Origin of the sequence: Paenibacillus sp. 7516, from assembly GCF_002272715.1 — a bacterium.
Taxonomy (GTDB): Bacteria; Bacillota; Bacilli; order Paenibacillales; family Paenibacillaceae; genus Paenibacillus; species Paenibacillus illinoisensis_A.
Genome location: NZ_NPBI01000048.1, coordinates 1 through 19,159, shown reverse-complemented (window position 1 = coordinate 19,159; position 19,159 = coordinate 1). Strand labels below are relative to the sequence as shown.

20 protein-coding genes, 1 tRNA gene and 1 riboswitch are annotated in these 19,159 nt (G+C 46.3%); of the genes, 7 read left to right on the top strand and 14 right to left on the bottom strand.

What is annotated here, in order from left to right; translation table 11 throughout:
- Positions 1-150 precede the first annotated feature (150 nt).
- Positions 151-288: riboswitch (cyclic di-AMP (ydaO/yuaA leader) on the top strand.
- Positions 289-291: 3 nt separating this feature from the next.
- The 3 genes from CHI14_RS29040 to CHI14_RS29030 all read left to right on the top strand — a co-directional run bounded on the left by CHI14_RS29040 (position 292) and on the right by CHI14_RS29030 (position 2,088).
- The gene (locus CHI14_RS29040; RefSeq protein WP_095293464.1) at positions 292-762 is read left to right on the top strand and encodes a C40 family peptidase; all 471 of its coding nucleotides are present in this window, start codon (positions 292-294) and stop codon (positions 760-762) included.
- Between the two features lie 291 nt (positions 763-1,053).
- Positions 1,054-1,566, top strand: coding sequence for a GNAT family N-acetyltransferase (locus CHI14_RS29035; protein WP_095293463.1), 513 nt, complete (start codon positions 1,054-1,056; stop codon positions 1,564-1,566).
- A 165-nt stretch (positions 1,567-1,731) separates the two neighbouring features.
- Positions 1,732-2,088 carry a c-type cytochrome gene (locus CHI14_RS29030; RefSeq protein WP_095293462.1) on the top strand — a complete coding sequence of 119 codons (357 nt, stop codon included), beginning with the start codon at positions 1,732-1,734 and terminating at the stop codon, positions 2,086-2,088.
- Between the two features lie 73 nt (positions 2,089-2,161).
- On the opposite strand, the gene rbsK is transcribed toward CHI14_RS29030, so the two are convergent.
- The 3 genes from rbsK to CHI14_RS29015 all read right to left on the bottom strand — a co-directional run bounded on the left by rbsK (position 2,162) and on the right by CHI14_RS29015 (position 4,042).
- Positions 2,162-3,136, bottom strand: coding sequence for a ribokinase (gene rbsK, locus CHI14_RS29025; protein ID WP_481856464.1), 975 nt, complete (start codon positions 3,134-3,136; stop codon positions 2,162-2,164).
- A gap of 54 nt (positions 3,137-3,190) precedes the next feature.
- Complete coding sequence (locus tag CHI14_RS29020) at positions 3,191-3,487, bottom strand: 4a-hydroxytetrahydrobiopterin dehydratase (RefSeq protein ID WP_095293460.1); 297 nt, start codon at positions 3,485-3,487, stop codon at positions 3,191-3,193.
- 261 nt (positions 3,488-3,748) lie between these two features.
- Positions 3,749-4,042 (bottom strand): hypothetical protein, encoded by a 294-nt coding sequence (locus tag CHI14_RS29015; RefSeq protein WP_095293459.1) that lies wholly within the window; start codon positions 4,040-4,042, stop codon positions 3,749-3,751.
- Between the two features lie 235 nt (positions 4,043-4,277).
- On the opposite strand from CHI14_RS29015, the gene motA reads away from it, so the two are divergent.
- Both motA and motB read left to right on the top strand, forming a co-directional pair.
- A complete protein-coding gene (motA, locus tag CHI14_RS29010) occupies positions 4,278-5,078 on the top strand; it encodes a flagellar motor stator protein MotA (RefSeq protein ID WP_095293458.1) in 801 nt (266 codons plus the stop codon).
- Positions 5,065-5,883 (top strand): flagellar motor protein MotB, encoded by an 819-nt coding sequence (motB, locus tag CHI14_RS29005; RefSeq protein WP_095293457.1) that lies wholly within the window; start codon positions 5,065-5,067, stop codon positions 5,881-5,883. The genes motA and motB overlap by 14 nt, the downstream gene beginning before the upstream one ends.
- 147 nt (positions 5,884-6,030) lie before the next feature.
- Here motB and rluF read toward each other — a convergent pair whose 3' ends face one another.
- Together rluF and CHI14_RS28995 are read right to left on the bottom strand one after the other, a co-directional pair.
- A complete protein-coding gene (gene rluF, locus CHI14_RS29000) occupies positions 6,031-6,732 on the bottom strand; it encodes a 23S rRNA pseudouridine(2604) synthase RluF (RefSeq protein ID WP_095293456.1) in 702 nt (233 codons plus the stop codon).
- A gap of 18 nt (positions 6,733-6,750) precedes the next feature.
- On the bottom strand, positions 6,751-9,090 hold the full coding sequence (locus CHI14_RS28995) for an ATP-binding protein (RefSeq protein ID WP_095293490.1): 2,340 nt from the start codon (positions 9,088-9,090) through the stop codon (positions 6,751-6,753).
- A gap of 331 nt (positions 9,091-9,421) precedes the next feature.
- Here CHI14_RS28995 and tadA point away from each other — a divergent pair, with 331 nt between their 5' ends.
- Positions 9,422-9,922 carry a tRNA adenosine(34) deaminase TadA gene (gene tadA / locus CHI14_RS28990; protein WP_095293455.1) on the top strand — a complete coding sequence of 167 codons (501 nt, stop codon included), beginning with the start codon at positions 9,422-9,424 and terminating at the stop codon, positions 9,920-9,922.
- Positions 9,923-9,957: 35 nt separating this feature from the next.
- Positions 9,958-10,527, top strand: a complete 570-nt coding sequence (locus CHI14_RS28985) for a GNAT family N-acetyltransferase (RefSeq protein ID WP_095293454.1) — start codon at positions 9,958-9,960, stop codon at positions 10,525-10,527.
- A gap of 84 nt (positions 10,528-10,611) precedes the next feature.
- On the opposite strand, the gene CHI14_RS28980 is transcribed toward CHI14_RS28985, so the two are convergent.
- From CHI14_RS28980 to guaB, 9 genes are all read right to left on the bottom strand, one after another.
- Positions 10,612-11,706 carry a hypothetical protein gene (locus CHI14_RS28980; protein WP_095293453.1) on the bottom strand — a complete coding sequence of 365 codons (1,095 nt, stop codon included), beginning with the start codon at positions 11,704-11,706 and terminating at the stop codon, positions 10,612-10,614.
- Positions 11,707-11,975: 269 nt separating this feature from the next.
- Complete coding sequence (locus CHI14_RS28975; RefSeq protein ID WP_095293452.1) at positions 11,976-12,128, bottom strand: small acid-soluble spore protein P; 153 nt, start codon at positions 12,126-12,128, stop codon at positions 11,976-11,978.
- Between the two features lie 23 nt (positions 12,129-12,151).
- Complete coding sequence (locus CHI14_RS30265) at positions 12,152-12,328, bottom strand: hypothetical protein (RefSeq protein ID WP_170948310.1); 177 nt, start codon at positions 12,326-12,328, stop codon at positions 12,152-12,154.
- A gap of 23 nt (positions 12,329-12,351) precedes the next feature.
- The gene (locus tag CHI14_RS28970) at positions 12,352-12,693 is read right to left on the bottom strand and encodes a hypothetical protein (RefSeq protein WP_095293451.1); all 342 of its coding nucleotides are present in this window, start codon (positions 12,691-12,693) and stop codon (positions 12,352-12,354) included.
- 183 nt (positions 12,694-12,876) lie between these two features.
- Positions 12,877-12,965: transfer RNA gene (locus tag CHI14_RS28965), tRNA-Ser, on the bottom strand.
- 147 nt (positions 12,966-13,112) lie between these two features.
- A complete protein-coding gene (serS, locus tag CHI14_RS28960; RefSeq protein ID WP_095293450.1) occupies positions 13,113-14,396 on the bottom strand; it encodes a serine--tRNA ligase in 1,284 nt (427 codons plus the stop codon).
- A gap of 277 nt (positions 14,397-14,673) precedes the next feature.
- Entirely contained in the window at positions 14,674-15,264 is a 591-nt protein-coding gene (pdxT, locus tag CHI14_RS28955) for a pyridoxal 5'-phosphate synthase glutaminase subunit PdxT (RefSeq protein WP_095293449.1), read from the bottom strand.
- A 324-nt stretch (positions 15,265-15,588) separates the two neighbouring features.
- On the bottom strand, positions 15,589-16,977 hold the full coding sequence (locus tag CHI14_RS28950; RefSeq protein ID WP_095293448.1) for a D-alanyl-D-alanine carboxypeptidase family protein: 1,389 nt from the start codon (positions 16,975-16,977) through the stop codon (positions 15,589-15,591).
- Positions 16,978-17,395: 418 nt separating this feature from the next.
- The gene (gene guaB / locus CHI14_RS28945; RefSeq protein WP_095293447.1) at positions 17,396-18,853 is read right to left on the bottom strand and encodes an IMP dehydrogenase; all 1,458 of its coding nucleotides are present in this window, start codon (positions 18,851-18,853) and stop codon (positions 17,396-17,398) included.
- Positions 18,854-19,159: the final 306 nt, after the last annotated feature.

Below are 19,159 nucleotides of genomic sequence, written 5' to 3'. Positions count from 1 at the left end.
TTTTTGCTAATTTTCTTGTTAAACGTTGCCAAAGGCTTACTCCTCTGTTACAATAATCGCAGTGAGTTTTTAGTAACAACTTTGTAATCTTTACCTTATGAATTGTAACTACTTAAAATTAAATCGTCATTTCTTGATTTCGCAGGTGCACAACTAGCATAGCCAAATTCCTGGCACCTGGGAAGCGGGGGAACCAGTTATGGGTGAATTGATCTTGCTACAGAGGGATCATAGGGGACCTTCAACCGAATCCTTAAGCTAACCTCGCAGGCGTTGGAAGGGGTATATCTCTTGTTCAAAAAGAAATTAACAGCAGCTGTCCTCAGCTTAACATTCGCACTATCACTTGGAGCAGGCAGCGCATTCGCAGATTCAAAAATGGATAAAGTAATTGATTCAGCAATGGGAACTACATACAAAAGTGGTGGAACAACGCTTAACGGCTTTGACTGCTCTGGATTCACACGGTATGTATTCGAAAAGCTGGGCATCGATTTGGCTCGTCAATCCAGTTCCCAATTCGACATGGGTGACTCGGTATCCCGCATGGAAATGAGACCAGGCGATCTGGTATTCTTCAATACAACGGGTAAAGGGGTTTCACACGTAGGGATTTTCGTGGGTGAAGGTAAGTTTGCACACTCCTCGTCTTCCAAAGGAGTTACCATTAGTTCTTTGAGTGAGAACTACTGGGCCAACCGCTATGTTGGCGCTAAACGGATTATGAGCACGGACGCATATGAGTCACTGGCCCTCGACTAGGGACAAGCTGAGCAACATCATACTGTAACGAAGCATAAATCAACCGCCCGGTACATTCTCCGCAGGAATGTATCCGGCGGTTTTTTTGTGCATCTTCGTCCGTGCCCTTATAATGTTTTTACCCATCCTACTGTAATATAAACGAAATTCCAGGAACTTTTGTTTCACTTTTTTTCAAGGGAGCAAAACCTTGCCAAATGCCCTCCTCTTTTGTAGAGTAAAATCAGGATTAAATACGAAATGACATATGTTATAAACGATTAGCGTATGACTAGAAGTAGCTTGTTCACAATGAAAGGAGCGTGCAGTGGTGTGGATGAAGCTTCTGTAACGTTTCACGTTGTGCCGATGCAGGAAGAACATGCAGCATTGATCTGCAGCTGGACATATGAACCACCCTATAACATCTATACCTGGCTGCCCTGGGAACAGATGAAGGCGCTGGAGGTTGAATTCGGCGATGAGCAGCTTCGAAAAGAGCAATATGCAGTTGTACTGGGAGAGCAGGATCAGCTTTGCGGATTCGTTCAATTCTTTCCTCTTGAAGGCGTGACGCGAATTGGGCTTGGTATGCACCCTGAACAGTGTGGACAAGGTCGCGGTACTGCCTTCGTCTCTGCGATCGTGAAGGAAGCCATTCGGCGGAACCCTAATCATGAGATTGATCTCGAAGTGCTCACCTGGAATACGCGGGCTATCCGCGTTTATCACAAGGCTGGATTTGTCACCCAGGATACGTATGAACGACAGACACCAAGCGGTTTGATGCCTTTTTATTGCATGGTCTATGAAGGACCCCGCTAATCTTAAACTAACCCTTAAACCGCGTAAGCCAAAGAAATTCATGCCCGTTTATGTGATTAGTTCAAAAAATTACCACAAAATGCTATGATGTCTTAACAGGTTCCGTTATAATGATATGGACAGTTTCAGTTTAGATGATCTTTCATTCTGGAGGGGACATAACGGATGCACAAATGGATCATGAGCGGGGTATTTTTTGCAGCATGCGCATTGGCTATTGTATTAATGTTTACGCTTCCAGGGAAAGAGGAAGTGGCTGAAGAAGCGAAACCAACCATGCCGGAAGTGGCAATGGATGCCGGACAGGCTGAAGCACTGGTCAAAGCCAATTGTATCACGTGTCACGGAGATCAGCTTCAAGGTGGCGTAGGACCTGCTCTAGCAAACATCGGCAGCAAGGATGATGTGGAGAAGATCTACTCTACCATTATCAAAGGTAAAGGCGGCATGCCTTCCTTCAAAGACAAACTGAAGGACGAGGAAATTGCCAATATCGCGATGTGGCTGGCTGAGAAGAAATAAGGATCATGAAATACACAGCAAAGAGGCCCTGCCTTCCCTCTCGGGAATGGTACGGGCCTCTTCGTCATATCGTTCAGCTTCTAGCTGCGTGTTCTGCCAAAAAGGCTTCCACTTCACGTGCATATGGCATCCCCGGCTGGGCGCCGAGCTTCGTTACGGATAACGCGGCCGCTCCCATGGCATAGCCTACTGCCGCGTCCAGCGTTTCCCCGCGCGCGAGGGCCACAGCCAGCGCGCCGTTGAAACAATCGCCAGCGCCGGTCGTATCGACGGCGCTTACGGCGTAGCCCGGCGCACGGCAAGCGCCGGCACGCCCTGCCTGTACGCGGCCGCCTGGCGCTGCCGCGTACACAGCCCCCTCGGGGCCGAGCGTCGTGACGACAGCGGCCCCGAGCGATGCGGCGAGCTCTGCGACCGCCGCATCCACGTCTTCCGGCCGGAGATCATCCCGGCCGGTAAGCACGGCAAGCTCGCTGCGGTTCGGCGTGACCACGTCGACGCACCGCAGGAGCTCCTGGGGCAGACCCGGCACCGCTGGAGCCGGGTTAAGCACCACCAGTGCGCTGCCTTCTGCCGCCAGTTCGGCGGCGCGGGTAACCGCTGGCAGCGGGATCTCAAGCTGCAGCAGCACCGCTGCGGCTGCAGTCAGGCTTTTTACCGTATCCGCCTCTTCCAGCATCTCCGGCACCACTTGTCCATTCGCTCCAGGAATAACGATAATCCGGTTGTCTCCCTTGGATAGCCAGATGGATGCTGTACCTGTTACAGTGTCTTCCAATACACGAACCTGCGAGGCATCTGCCCCACTATCCGTCAGACTGTGCAGCAAGCGTTCCCCAAAACCGTCCGAACCCACTGCTCCAATCATTGTGGTCTGTCCACCCAGACGTGCAGCAGCAACGGCTTGGTTAGCCCCCTTGCCGCCAGCCAGATAGTGAAGCTCCTCACCGCTTACGGTTTCTCCCTCTTCCGGGATGATATCGGTCTTCACCACGAGGTCCATATTGAGACTGCCTACAACCGCGATCAGAGGCTTATTCTGATTCATGTCTGACATGTATGCTTCCTCATTTCTTGGCAGCACAACGATAACCGTTCCCGGCTATGTCGTCCTCATTTTCTCAAACGTTTCGTTAAACTGCTCTGCTTCCTTAATATCTACAGATGTAATTCCACCCTCATCCCACGACGTGAGACGCAGCGTAACCGTTGTATAATCAATCGTAATAAAAGGGTGATGATTAAATGCTTCCGAGATCGCGGCGACCTCATCCACGAATGCAATCCCTTTCATGTAGTTGGAAAATACGAACTTGCGGACAATCCACCGTCCCTCTTCCAGTTCCCAGCCTTCCAGCCTTCCCAGATGAGCTTCGACTTCTTCTTGCGTAAAAACCATACGTTATCTTCCTCCCCATAAAGATGGCACAAAGGTAGTCTCTAACCCTCTCCCTCATGCCATCCGAAACCTTGGTGCTACCACAGTAACCCCAACCGTCATAGGTTAGCCGCTCTGCGGCTCGCCCGTTTCATGACTCTCATCTTACCACGTACGGAACTCAAAATCCAATATTGTAAATGGCGTTAGAGCCAATAGCCGTAAGGCTTCCAGGCGTTTCCCCTCTCGGCTTCTACACTAGAATTCCCCTTATATTCGGCTCTAGATTAGCGGTACAAATGTCAATTCTTCTTCCCCAATCAAAATATGAATGCGATGCTGCTCCTTGTCATGGATAACCACGCCACTCCCTACAGGAATGACCGACTCTGTGCCCAGCGCATAGAACAAATCCTCTGCCAGAGCTTCGTCTACTTCGAGCTGCTCGTTTTCACCCAAACGGGACCAATCCTCTGCATCCATTTCAAAAAAAACATAACGATCCGGAATGCGGCCGATCGCCTGTGTCAAATCTGTCAATATTCCTTCATAATCCCGTCCATGCTTTACGCCCATTGGCTTTTTCACTCCTGTTTGGCCCCTAAAGAGCTGATTTGTTCTTATTATACCTGAAAATAACCCTTAAAAAAAAAGGCCTTCTGGTCGATAAATACTATACATGACCGTTTCAGCTGTTACAGCATTTCTAAAAAATGCCATAGGTTAAACGGATTGCGGCCAAACATTCGCCCGGAAGCCCGAATACAGCCGCTTGAAAGGATTCAATTTTATCTCATGGATGAGGTGTATGATGGAAATTTCAACGATTATCGGACTAGTTTTAGGGCTGGTTTCACTTGTTCTCGGGATGTTCCTGAAGGGTGCTCCCCTGATCAATCTGGTTAACAACCCGGCAGCCTACGTTATTATCTTTGTTGGTACAGCAGCAACAATCTTCATGGCATTTCCAATGTCTGAAGTTAAAAAAATCCCCAAGCTTTTCGGGGTACTCTTCAAAAAGCAGCAACTGATTGACCGTGTTTCACTGATCGGCACATTTATGGAATGGGCTTCCACTACCCGTCGTGAAGGTTTGTTGGCACTGGAATCAAAAGTCGAAGAGATTGACGATCAATTCCTTCGCAGCGGTATGCGCATGATTATTGACGGCAACGACCAGGAATTTGTTAGTGATGTTTTGATGGAAGATATCCATGCCACCGAAGAGCGTCACCGCGGAGGAGCATTGATTTTCGCACAAGCGGGGATGTACGCTCCAACACTCGGGGTTCTCGGGGCCGTTGTAGGTCTGATTGCAGCCCTGGCCGACCTTAGTGATATGGAAAAGCTATCTCACGCGATTGCGGCTGCGTTCATCGCTACACTCCTTGGTATTTTTAGTGGTTACGTGTTGTGGCACCCGATGTCCAACAAGTTGAAGCGGATGTCCAAGAAAGAGATGGAGATCAAGCTGATGATGGTTGAAGGATTGTTATCCATTCAATCCGGTGTATCCACCATTGCCATCAACCAAAAATTATCTGTATTCCTGACACCTTCCGAACGTAGACAGCTGGAAGAGAAGGAGGGATCATCAGGTGAAAAAGGCTAAAAAACATGAGCCGCATGAAGAACATATAGACGAGAGCTGGTTGCTCCCGTATTCTGACTTGATGACACTGTTGCTTGCCCTGTTTATTACGTTGTTCTCCATGAGTTCTCTCGATGCAGCCAAGTTCGAACAGATGGCATCGGCACTGAGCAGTGCGCTGAATGGCGGCGCAGGTGTATTGGATCATACATCCATGAATCCTACGGAAGCCACAACCGATCTGGGCAAAAACAAACAGGTGCCTGAAGAGATCACCAAGAACAAATCTGCTCAGATTACAGATGCACAGATGGCACAAAAAGAGCAGGAAGATCTAGAAAAACTCAAGAAACAACTGGACCAATATATTAGCAAAAACGGGCTATCCGACCAACTCAACACCAAGCTGAATCAATCTGAACTGAAGATCACCATCAGTGATAACGCTTTGTTCTCTTCAGGGCGTGCAGATGTGAAGCCTGAATCACGATCACTGGCAAAAGCCATATCCAACATGCTTCAGGAGTTCCCGCAATATGAAGTGGTTGTATCTGGCCATACTGATAATATTCCCATCTCGAACAGCCAATATAAGGATAACTGGGATCTAAGTGCGGATCGCGCACTGAACTTCCTTAAAATCCTCTTATTGAACGACGCGCTGGACCCTGCGAAGTTCACACCTAGCGGGTATGGTGAGTATCACCCAGTTGCCAGTAACCAGACCAATGTTGGACGAGCTCAGAATCGCCGTGTAGAGGTTTCTATTATCCGGAAGTATCAAAGCAACAATTCGACTGTAAAAGCAGTTAATCAAGCAAATTAGAAGTGAATGCGAGTTCAATGGACGTTTTTCTCTCCGGTAGAGGAAAACGTCTTTTTGATGTGTAAATATGTAATCAGCGTGATATCAAAAAAGCTCTGCCTTCTTTTCTTCAGAAAAGATATGCAGAGCTTTCATGCATTAAACTTTTTATTCCAGAGAGTAGTTCAGCAGGCTGCCCAATTCCGACTTCTCCGCAGCTGTCAGCTCTCTCCATTTCCCTGTAGCCTGTTCACCCAGATGAATATTCATGATACGTACACGCTTCAATTTACGCACCTCGTAACCAAAGGCACTGCACATTCTGCGAATCTGCCGGTTCTTCCCCTCGGTCAGTATAATCCGGAATACTCGCTCAGAGATTCGAGTGACGGTGCAAGGCAGCGTCATTTCACCGAGAATTTTGACGCCCGTGCTCATCCCCTTCAGAAAACTCGGCGTGACAGGGCGGTCAACCGTAACGATGTACTCTTTCTCATGGCGTCCCTCTGCTCTAAGTATCCGGTTGACGATATCTCCATCATTGGTCATCAGAATAAGCCCTTCGGAATCCTTATCCAATCGGCCAATCGGAAAAATGCGCTCCTTGTGCCCCACAAAGTCAACGATGTTGCCCTTGATATGCTGCTCGGTTGTACTCGTAATACCCACAGGTTTATTCAGTGCAATGTATACATGTTTTCTTTTTTCCTTGATAGGCTGACCGTTGATCCGTACGTCGTCGCCTTCTTCCGCCTGACTTCCCAGTTCGGCGGTTACGCCATTAATGGTCACTTTCCCGCTCTCCACTAATTTGTCCGCTTCACGCCGGGAACAATAGCCTGTTTCACTTATAAATTTATTAATACGCAAAAGGTAATCTCACCTCATCTAGTTCTCTTCGTCTGTAAGCGCATCTTCCGCCCGATCTTCCTCTTCCACGTTCTCCGGGAGCTGTTTGGTAGCGGGAAGATCAATGATAACGGTCGTGCCCTTGTTCATGACGCTTTTAATATCCATCATGCCCTTATGTGATTGAATGATGCGCTGACTGACCATTAAACCAAGTCCTGTTCCAGACTCCTTATTGGTAAAGAACGGCTCACCAAGCTTCGGCATCATCTCTTCCGGAATCCCGATACCCTCATCCTTAATTTCAATCCGCACCCGATTTAATTCCTCGTCATGGTCAAGGCGAATCCGAATACTGCCTCCGTTCGGCATGGCTTCCATACCATTCTTAAGCAGATTGATGAACACTTGCTTCAACTGATTCTCTTCACAGTGTACCATAGCTGAATCGGATGATGCATTTAATACAAATTCAACCCCGTGCAGATGTGCCTGGCTATCCAGCAGCGAGATCACATCGCCGAGAATAAAGCGAATATCCCGCTCCTGAAAGTGAACGGCCTGTGGTTTGGCCAAGATCAGGAATTCGCCTACGATCAGATTGATGCGGTCTAGCTCCGACAGCATCAAATCGAGATGACGATGATTCAGTTTGTTCGTCTCCTGCTGCAGCTGCAGGAAACCACGCAGCGTTGTAAGCGGGTTACGGATTTCATGCGCAACACCCGCAGCCAGTTGGCCTACTGTTGTGAGCTTCTCTGAGCGTCTGAGCAGCTCTTCCATTCGGTTGCGGCTAGTGATATCCCTCGACACACTAATCAGTGCTGTAATTTCACCTAATTCATCGCGCACAGGTGCTGTACTGACACTAACTTCAACCCGTGTGCCATCTTTTTTCATCCATACGGTTTCGTTCGAAGTAATGGATAGCCCTTCGATGAGCTGGGCATGCTGCTGCTTCATTTCCTCTTCCGCTTCAGGCGGGATGATCTTCAGCCTGCGGTTTTCGACCTCTCGGCTTCGCCAGCCATACAGTTGTTCAAATGCCCGGTTTACACGCAAGACCTTACCATCTAGATCGGTAATATGAATGGCATCGGCGGTTTGATTAATGATGGATTCCAGATGCTCCTTAACTGCCCTGTTCTCCTCATACATCTGTTTCAAACGGTTGGTGTAGTGACCCAGATTGCGAATCATCGCATTAATCCGATTGGCCAGCTGACCCAGTTCGTCCTTCCTTCTTACTTTCAGACGGAAGTCGAAATGTCCATCCGCTACATCATTCACTTTGCCCAGGATGGATTGAATAGGACGTGTAATATATCCTGCTAACAAATAGCTACCAAAGATTACGATTTCCAGCAGCACCAGCGATATGGAAGCATGACTGACCAATTGTTCCGATACCATGGAGGATATTTGTTTATAGTCCATGACAATACTGATGACATAGGATGCTTCATTCGGAGTGAAGATGGGGATGAAACTTTTTAACACCTTCTGCTCATGCGTCTCACTGACAAACGATACATTTTGCCCGGTTCGGATCGCCCTCACGACTGCCCGGTGATCCTCATCTGCCGTACCATACTGATACGTACCAAAACGAATCGGTCTATTATTCAACTTGCTGTAGTTGCTATCTCTTCCATCGTCACTCATGTTTGGACTGCCAAAAGTCAATGGATTAATACCCGTGATTTCCAAGATGGAAGGATTTACTTCACGAATTTTGTTCAATATCTCATCCGGACCAGAGATCTTCACATAGTCATCAACTTCAGCATTATTATAGAAGGGATTGATTATGTAGTTCCTCTTGCCATCATGATAATAACCCCAGATATCAATATCCGATGGACTGGACGTCGAGTACTCGAAACCATCGGACCAAAAATGATCCAATTTCTGCCCTTGAGTGATGGTAACCTGATGTTTTTCGAACAATTGCTTAAAGGCTTGATACCAATAGGTCATTTTCTTTGTGGATAAACCAACTTCGCGCGGATCGGAAGAGCGGGTTACAACGATATCATCCTCGGTTTGTTCCATGAGAGAGATATGTGATACCCCCACTTTTTTGCTTAAACGTACAAGTTCCTCATTTGTGATATTATTAATATCCGGGTCGAGTTCTTCTGCAGCCATGACTGAAGCAAGCCATAGATTATTACCAATCTGGCGTTTTACATAATCCAAACTATTCTGATTCTGTTCGACAGAAATTGCAATCTGTTTGGCCGTTAGGACCATCTTGGTTTCACTGTCCTGCCTAAGATTTTCCTCGGTAGTATAATAACTCAGCGCGATATTCAGAATCAAAATAACAAGCACTGAGCACGACATAATCATGGATAATTTCGTTTTAATAGACAACTTTTTTAGTTCACCTCTCGGCTTGTACCCTTTGGCGATATATGGCAAAACCTATCTCCATCATAACGGTTGTGTGTGATTTTGAAAAGGATAAATGACCCTAGTCCAAAAGTTACCGCTTGGCTAAAAAGCTCGAATTTCATTGTTTTTTGTCTTTACCGTGCCTACAATGAGATTAATCACTAAAACTATACACAAATCCACAGGCTTGTGGATATCCTGTTCATAACTATGTGAGCAACTCGGTAGTTATCCACAGACTTATGCACATCATGTTAACAAACGAATATTTGTTCGCCGAATAAATGCTTTGGAAGGAGCTTTAACTGTAATGAACGAACACCCAATCCCGGTTGATCTTTCGCATCTTACGGAGGAACAGCAGCACGAATTCTGGATGCGTGAAGCCATTGCTGAGGCGCTAAAAGCTGAGGCACTTGGGGAAGTCCCTATCGGGGCTGTCATTGTGCAGCATAATCAGATTGTCGGACGAGGATATAATTTGCGTGAGACCACTCTTGATTCCACTGCACATGCAGAGATGGTCGCTATTCGTCAGGCAAGCGAAACGATCGGAGCCTGGCGCCTGCTTGATTGCAGCCTGTATGTGACACTGGAACCTTGCCCTATGTGTGCAGGTGCCATTGTACAGTCCCGAGTGCCCCGCGTTATATATGGCACCGCTGACCCCAAAGCCGGATGTGCAGGAACCTTGATGAACTTGCTGCAGGAGCCGCGGTTCAATCATCGTACCGAGGTGATTCCAGATGTCCTTCAACCCGAATGCTCCACGATGCTGACCCAATTCTTCCGTCGGTTACGCAAGAAGTAATACTTATACTTTGATCTTGAGAGGAAGTGCACTGCATGGCATTAACCCTGTATGATACCCCCAACGGAATTAGTCTCCGGTTACTCACCACCGACGATACGCAAGCTTATCTTGATCTGATCCAGGTTACTCGTGTTCCCTACCAAGCTGTAGAGCCTCTTCGAGATGATGAGTTTTACACACTGGATGCTCAAACGAGGCGGATTCAGGACCGTCTAAAAGCGGCTGAAGAAGGTACAGGTTATCAGTTTGGCATCTACACTATCAAAGACGACCTGCTCATTGGACAAATCAGTCTGAATAACGTCTCCTATGGCGTTGCCAATTATGCCGATATGGGTTACTTTATCCATCCAGACTATCAGGGTGGTGGACGTATGACAGCAGCTGTTAAACTTGCTGTTGCCTATGCCTTCCGGGCCTTGAAGTTGAATCGTGTTCAGGCTGCAATCCTACCCACTAATGCCGGCTCCCAGCGTGTACTGGAGAAGAACGGCTTTCAGGCAGAAGGCATTGCCCGAAAATATCTGAAAATCAACGGAAGCTACCAGGATCACCGAATTTATGCTGTTCTTGCTGAAGATTTATCGGAATCCCTGCAATAACAGACAGATTTAAACTATAAAACAACAAAAAGCCGCCCGACATAAAGTCGAGGCGGTTTTTTTCACTCATTTCTTGGAATGAGCTTAGTATCCGTAAGAAGAATTCATCAGTTCTTCGAATTCTTGCATCGTAATTACATTTTCACCTGTAGGGATATTGATTTTGAAGGCAGCCTTCTCATTGATTTTGGTGTAGGTGTTGGATCCAGTAAAGGCCAACTTCACTTCATCTTTGGTATCCACTGGTTTGATCAGCAGATCAGCTGCAATCTTTTGGTAAACCGGGAAATCCTGCTTATCCAATGCAAAATCGATGTTGAATTTGTTGATGGTCAGCGTCTCTTTCAACTGATCCAGATCCTTAGACATTTCAGTCTGATCAGCTTCCGTGATGTTCAGATCTTCTTTGGCTTGATCAATATCAGCCTGATCCAGTTGAAGCATATCGCGGTATTCTTCTTTGGACAAGATGTCCAGCACTTTAGGCAATGCTTTAGTCACCAGTACAGTAACTGCTTCTTTAACGTTGTCGTTAGTAACGGAGAATTGCACTACCTGCTTGGCATCTACACCTTCTGGCAGCTGTGCATCCTTAACATCTACGTTTTTGAAGAATTTGTCTTGGTCATATTCACTAAGAACAGCATCCATAACTTCATTGCTCAGTTTTTGTGTTTTGGCTGCGTCCATAGCATCAGGGTTCCATTCCGTACCCTCTTGCTCAGCCAATTCTTTCAGATCCAGCTCCAAGAACTTGCCAACCACCGTCTCCGGAATTGGGAAGAACGGAATGCTTGGCACTTTAACGTAAAGCTTCTCAGCTGTCATCACCATTGGAATGGTGAATGTCATGCCCATATCACCTTTGAGCTCAAGGCTAACTGTCATTTCTGTTTGCATTGGCTCGCTTTGATATACGCCGGTTACGTTAAACTGAGCATCCTTCAACATGCTCATAAACTGAGTCATCGTTGGATCCTGTTGTGACTCGTCTGCAGGTTTATAGCTCAATTCATTAATTGTGAAATTGGAACTCATCTCATACGAAGTCAGTTTAGAAGCATTGGCCGCAGCCGTCTTCAGTGCTTCTTTCGGTTCTTGTTTGCTGCTACATGCTGTCAAAGCCAAAGATACCGTCAACAGCAACGTTAGAAGCAGCGCCCCCATACGTTTAGTCATTTGTTTCTCTCCTCTCGTGATAACCCCAAAAAAATAATTCAACATCAATGATATACCATTTATTCTGAAACGGAAACACGATTTGGGAAATTTGTGATCTTTCCACACTAAAATGGCTACAAAGACCTATGTTAGCTTTTCAATTCCTATCATCATTGGGCTTTATTTATGTATGAATACGCAAAAACCCCCTGTTAGGTAACAGGGAGGTCTCATTATGCATCAATATATATTTCATAATACGATACTGAAATGGATGGGTATTCTTCTTACCCTTGTGGGTTGTTATGATCCACATGATTTTGATTTTTTACTTTTTTGGACCCCGACAACGGTTCTTGTCCAGATGAATGCTTTTCCGGACGGCGATGCTGCTCCGCAGCTTGAACTTCCGGTACAGGTATCGCTTTTGGTTTGCTCATGCCGTTACCCCCTCTTCATGATTTTAGGAATGGGATGGGTTCGTATCTTCCGTTTTGTCATGATTCAACGAATCCTGATGACGACGATCATTGGTATCTTGCTGAATTTGCTGTGCATGATGGCTGTTCACGGCTGGCTGCTCCAAATCAGCAACAACATTCTGCAAGTTTTTATCGATCCCTGCCTTGGCTTTGCTCACTTGGATCACTCCTTCAATTAGGGCTATGTTCTTGTCTTGGACTGCAACGACTGGGCACATTCATGAATATGCCGTGTATAATCCTGAGCCAGCTCCTGAATGGGTTCTGTACGCTCATCTGTCGTTTGTCCATCCCGTTCTACATCAATCAGTTGTACACTGACCTCACGGGAGTCCACATACGCGCATTTGAAATCGAATGAGTACATTTGGTGTCCTGCAGTCGCGATATGAATACGAATAGCCTTCTGATCGGCTTCATCTGCCATTACCTGTGCCTGATCGCCGACATTCAGTACTTCCGGCAAACGCTCCTGCCATGCGCCTACAAGCTCTGTCTGATCTATATTTAACTCGCGGTTCATCTAACCACCTCCACTCCTATAAAGTGCGGCGAACAAGATGATTTTATACATGCATACGGAGTCAATTAGAGCCTGTTGATGCCTTTAATAAACTAACCATGGCAGATAGCTCGATTGAGGAAAATGTTATATGCAAAAAAGGACCCGAGCTTATCGCTCAAGTCCCTGTTATAAGTGTTGTTATGGCGGAGAGGGTGGGATTCGAACCCACGTGGGCTTGCACCCTAACGGTTTTCAAGACCGCCCCGTTATGACCGCTTCGGTACCTCTCCAAAATTTGAAGTTTTATAAACTTGCCACGAAATAGATCATACCACATATACAATTAAAAAAGCAAGCTTTAAAATAAAAAAACCCGTCATAAATAAATGACGGGCTTTTTTTGTTGGCTTTATCATAATAAAACCCTATTCCCTATGTTAGGAACGACGTGCAATCACACTGATTCCACCCATGTAAGGACGCAATGCTTCAGGAATAACTACAGTCCCATCTTCTTGCTGATAGTTCTCCAGAATAGCTGCCACTGTACGTCCAACAGCCAGTCCGGATCCGTTCAGTGTGTGGACGAACTCAGGCTTAGCCTTCGGCTCTCTACGGAAACGAATGTTGGCACGGCGCGCCTGGAAGTCTTCACAGTTCGAGCAAGAAGAGATTTCACGATATGTATTGCTTTCTGGCAACCATACCTCGAGATCATAGGTTTTCGCGGAAGTGAAGCCCATGTCCGCTGTACACAGCGCCAAAACACGATATGGCAATTCCAGCAGTTGAAGCACACGTTCTGCATTTTGCGTCATTTTCTCCAATTCTTCATAAGAAGTTTCAGGAGAGGACAATTTCAACAACTCAACCTTGTTGAATTGATGCTGACGGATTAATCCACGTGTATCACGTCCAGCAGAGCCAGCTTCAGAACGGAAACAAGAGCTGTATGCGACGAAGTGCTTCGGCAGATCCTCCGCATTCAAAATCTCTTCGCGGTGATAGTTCGTTACCGGAACTTCTGCGGTAGGGATCAGATAATACTCCGTATCCTTAAGCTTGAACAGATCTTCTTCGAACTTCGGCAATTGGCCTGTCCCGAAGAGGCTGTCGCGGTTGACGATATATGGAGGCAAAATCTCCTCATATCCATGCTGATCACTGTGCAGATCCATCATGAAGTTAATCAGAGCTCGCTCTAGACGTGCGCCAAGTCCTTTGTAGAACGTAAAACGGGAACCTGTTACTTTGGCAGCAGCCTCAAAATCAAGGATATCCAGATCCTGCGCAATCTCCCAATGTGCTTTTGGTGTAAAACCGAACGACTTCGGTTCAGACCAGCGGCGAATCTCTACATTATCATCCTCAGAGGCACCCACAGGTACACTCTCATTCGGAATGTTAGGAATGGCCATCGTCAGATCATTGATTTTCGCTTCCAGTTCCCGGACCTCTTCATCCATCGCTTTGATGCGATCAGACACTTCGCGCATCTCAACAATCAAATCATCCGCGTTCTCGCGATTCTTTTTCAGCTTAGCAACTTCACCGGATACTGTATTCCGGCGGTTCTTCAACGTCTCGCTCTCTTGCAGCAGTTCCCGGCGCTTTGCGTCCATCTCGGAAAATCCAGCAATGAGATCGAGTGACTTGCCACGGTTCGTTAACGCTTCTTCTACACGGGCGTATTCATTCCGCAATATCTTTACATCAAGCATTATATACTCCTCCTAAATGACCTCACAGAAAACATATCAATAAACCTAAGCCTATCACATAGCCTTTGTGGAGTCGCGTATAACTTCATCTTAATCATGTTCAACCATAAAAAAACAACCTATAAACCCCTGTGACACCCTACGCTGCGATTCCCGTTGTGTAAAGCAGATACGGGCAACATCAGGCATTCGACCAGATACAGCTCCTCCAGCAGTCTTACAGATTGCAGAAGGAGTGTTCCAATCCACCGGGGTATCATAAATTGTCTAATATGCACTATTGGTTCTGTAGCGACTGCTTATAGGATTGGGCCATATCTACAAAATAAGTATGCAAACGGTAGTCATCGGTCAATTCAGGGTGATATGAGCAGGCCAGCAAGTTTCCTTGGCGCGCGGTAACGATCTCACCCTTATACGTGGAAAGAACCTCAACCTGTTCCCCAACACTCTCAATTAAAGGTGCACGAATAAAGACTGCTCTTACCGTTTCATCAATTCCTTTGACAGGCAGGTCTGTTTCAAAGCTTTCCCGCTGCCGCCCGAATGCATTTCTGGAGACAGTCATATCCATCAATTCCAAATGGGCTTCTTCCTGTCCTGAAATACGCTCAGCCATTACGATCAGGCCTGCACAGGTGCCGAATACCGGTTTACCCTTGGCAGCAAAGTCCCGAATAGGCTGCATGAAACCATATTTGCGCATCAATTTACCAATAGTGGTACTCTCACCGCCAGGAAGGATCAGACCATCCAGTTCATTCAACTGCTCAACCTGTTTCACAGCCAGTCCCTCTGCACCAGCTCGCTCAACACTGCGAATATGCTCTGTAACCGCACCTTGAAGTGCTAATACACCTATCTTCATTTGCGTTCTCCTCTCCTACCAGCCGCGATCCTGTTATACGTCTAGAAGCCGTAAGTTAGGAGATCCGTGTATAGAGGTTTATGGACACCCCAGCAATCCATTTATTGTCCATGTAATGCGTTGTCGCTCCCACTATAACATGTGCAACTAACAAGGTTATCCTTAGACTTTGAGCTCATTTATACGTAGAATTCTAACTTGATATTTTACCGGAAAAATTGTGAATACACAATGCATCCAGTCGCAATTTGGTGCTTATTGTCCTTATTCAGGTGAGGTGGATCGGAAACTTCTATAATCTGCAGTCATGGCCTATAGCATCCATTAGAACAGGTTTTTGATACCGTCAAACAGATCAACGAAGAAGTCCTTTACTGCACGGAAGAACAAACGGAACCAGCCGCCTTTTTCAGCCTCTTCTGCAGTGATCAGGTTCACTGTTTTCTCTTGTGGTTCAATGCCGTCAGCCTTATAGGTGTAGGTCACCGTTCCGACTTTCGTACCTGCTTTGATTGGAGCAACCAGCTTGTCTGCTTCCGTTACGCTTGCCTTAAAGGTAACATCCAGGTTTTGAGTCCCTTTAGGAACAACAAAGCTTACTGCATTGTCGGTCACTACGGGCACATTCGTTTCTTTACCTTTTTTCAGCGGAACAGCTTCCCAGCCAGTCACTTTGGTTTTGCCAGCGACAGCTTGCTTCACTTCGAAGTTGTTATAACCATAATCCAGCACTTTTTTCGTCTCTCTGAAGCGTGCAGGCTCGGAATCGGTACCCATAACGACACTGATCAGGCGCATACCATCACGTTCAGCCGTTCCTGTGAAGTTATTCCCTGCATTTGTGGTATGGCCCGTTTTCATTCCATCCAGACCTTCATAGGCGTAGCTTTTGAAATTGGTTATATCTTTATTCGCTTCCAACATCCAGTTGTAGTTAATAATTGGAGCCTTGTCATTGGGACGGAATTTATAAGATTGAATTGTTGTAAAGTCTGTGTAGTCGGGGTGATCCTGAATGATATATCTGCACAGAATTGCTGCATCCAATGCAGACATAACTGTCTCTTTATCTTCGGCCGGTTGGAAGTCCGCTGGCATATCCGCACGATCAAGACCTGTGGAGTTAATAAAGAACGTATCCTTCATGCCCATCCGCTTTGCTTCTTCATTCATCATCTTCACAAAAGCTTCTTCGGATCCGGCAACATATTCTGCCAGTGCCACTGTTGCATCATTTGCAGATCCAACGGCCATTGCGATATATAGCTCTTTAACCGTATGTTGATCGCCTTCAGCCAGGAAAATACGCGAGCCTATGCTCTCCGCTGCATTTCTTTTAACCGTAACTACATCATCCCAGCCAAACTTCCCTTGCTTGACCTGCTCAGCCACAATGTACTCGGTCATCATCTTCGTCATGCTGGCAGGCGGCATGGCTTTGTCCGCATTCACATTAAGCAGAATCTGGCCTGTCGAAGCCTCCATGAGTACCGCAGATCTAACTTCAAGTCCAAGTGAGTCTACAGAAGGAACCTGCACGGCTTTCTCGGTCTTCGTTGTTGTCGCAGCAGCGGTCAGTACCTGACCCGAATCATTCGCAGCAGCCATAACCGGCATTACTGCAGACATGCAGAGCATATTGACCAGCATAACCGAGGCTACGCTTTTTTTGAGCATTTGGCGTTTCTTCTTGTTCATTTGTTTAGCTTTCAATGATAATACTCCCTTCGTTCCGAAGCTTCGCTTAATTGATGCTTCAGTGCAGCTTGAGCTGCATTTTTCTTGGTCCCTAACGATCGTAGAAGATGTTGTGAAAAGTAGCTTTTTATGCGCTGTATCGAAAGAGCAATATCATAGCTCCATAAGTTTCATTATCGATTGTCACTTAGTTAGCATTATCCATGCTTATGTAAAAGGACGTCCGCGCTTCTATATAGCTGGGCAACCTTTCTTGGCATTTGTTCCATGTGAAACAAGATTCATAGATTCACGTCAAAAAGCCGCCGCAACGCCTTAATCCGATAAAGGATCGTCACCGCTTTTTCTATTCTATCACAGGGGTATCCGCAAAAAAAGACAGGCCCGGCGAAAATCGCCAAGCCTGTCCTGGAAATGATTAACTCTCTTCAGATTACAACGAGTAGTTAGGTGCTTCTTTTGTAATTTGAACATCATGCGGATGACTTTCACGAAGTCCCGCACCTGTAATACGGATAAAGCCTGTATCATTGCGGAGCTGCTCAAGGTTGCTTGTTCCGCAATAACCCATACCCGAACGCAGACCACCAATCAACTGATGAATGGTATCTGACAACGGTCCTTTATAAGCTACACGTCCCTCGATGCCTTCCGGAACGAGTTTTTTGTCATCATCCTGGAAGTAACGATCTTTACTTCCTTGTTTCATTGCAGCCATTGAGCCCATACCGCGGTATACTTTATAGCTGCGTCCTTGGAAGATTTCAGTTTCTCCCGGGCTTTCAGCAGTTCCCGCAAACAAGCTTCCCAACATAACTGCATGTGCGCCTGCAGCCAGTGCCTTTGTAATCTCACCTGAATATTTGATCCCGCCGTCCGCGATGATTGGAACTCCATACTCGCGTGCGACAGTTGCACAATCGTAAACAGCAGTTACTTGAGGTACACCGATACCAGCAATAACGCGTGTTGTACAAATGGAACCTGGACCAATACCCACTTTGACAACGGATGCACCCGCCTCGATCAGATCACGAGTAGCTTCACCAGTAGCTACATTACCTGCAATAATAGTCAAGTTCGGGAAACGCTCACGCAATTGACGAACAGCTTCAATAATGTTGATGTGATGTCCATGTGCAGAGTCTACAGTAATTAAGTCTACACCCGCTTGTACCAATGCATCTGCGCGTTCAAAAGTATCTTTGGAGATACCAATTGCGGCACCAACCAGGAGACGACCTTGCGCATCCTTGGCTGCATTAGGGAACTGAATAGCTTTTTCGATATCTTTAATCGTAATGAGACCTTTCAGTGTATTGGACTCATCCACCAAAGGAAGCTTCTCAATTTTGTGCTTTTGGAGAATTCCTTCTGCTTCTTGCAGGGTTGTACCTACAGGAGCAGTAACCAGATTCTCACGAGTCATGACTTCACTGATTTTAATACCGTAGTCATGGATGAAACGCAAGTCACGGTTAGTCAGAATACCAACCAGCTTCTGATCACCTTCGACAATCGGTACACCAGAGATGCGATATTTAGCCATAACTTCTTCAGCATCCGACACCAGGTGCTCAGCAGTCAGTGAGAACGGATTGGTAATAACACCGCTCTCCGAACGTTTAACCCGATCTACTTCTTCCGCTTGCTGTTCAACTGACATATTTTTGTGGATAATTCCAATACCACCCTCACGTGCGATGGCAATGGCCAGAGTTGCTTCAGTAACGGTATCCATACCAGCACTGATCAGAGGGATATTCAGTTTTACACTATCGCTCAAACGAACCGATACATCCACTTCTTTAGGCAGTGTCTCGGATTTCCGTGGCACTAGCAATACATCATCAAAGGTCAAACCTTCCTTACCAAACTTATCTTCCCACACGCAGGTGTTCCTCCTTATGTTTGCTCAGCTTTACGGTCCAAAACCCGAAGATCTCAGGCAGTATTTATGCCGAAAATACGTTTTCTGAAAAATTTATTATTGCCATCTTAGCAAAGCGATATTTAGACTGTCAAGGAAAAGTGCCTGGTTATATCAGGTGTACTGTCTGATGCATACAACTGTATTTCTTGAGCGGACAACTGCCGAATATGCCAAAAACACCATCCGTTTTTAAATGGCGTTTTTCCTCGTTTTTTATTTACTTTGTTTCAAGTAAAACTACATAGCTTCCATATATTTACCTTT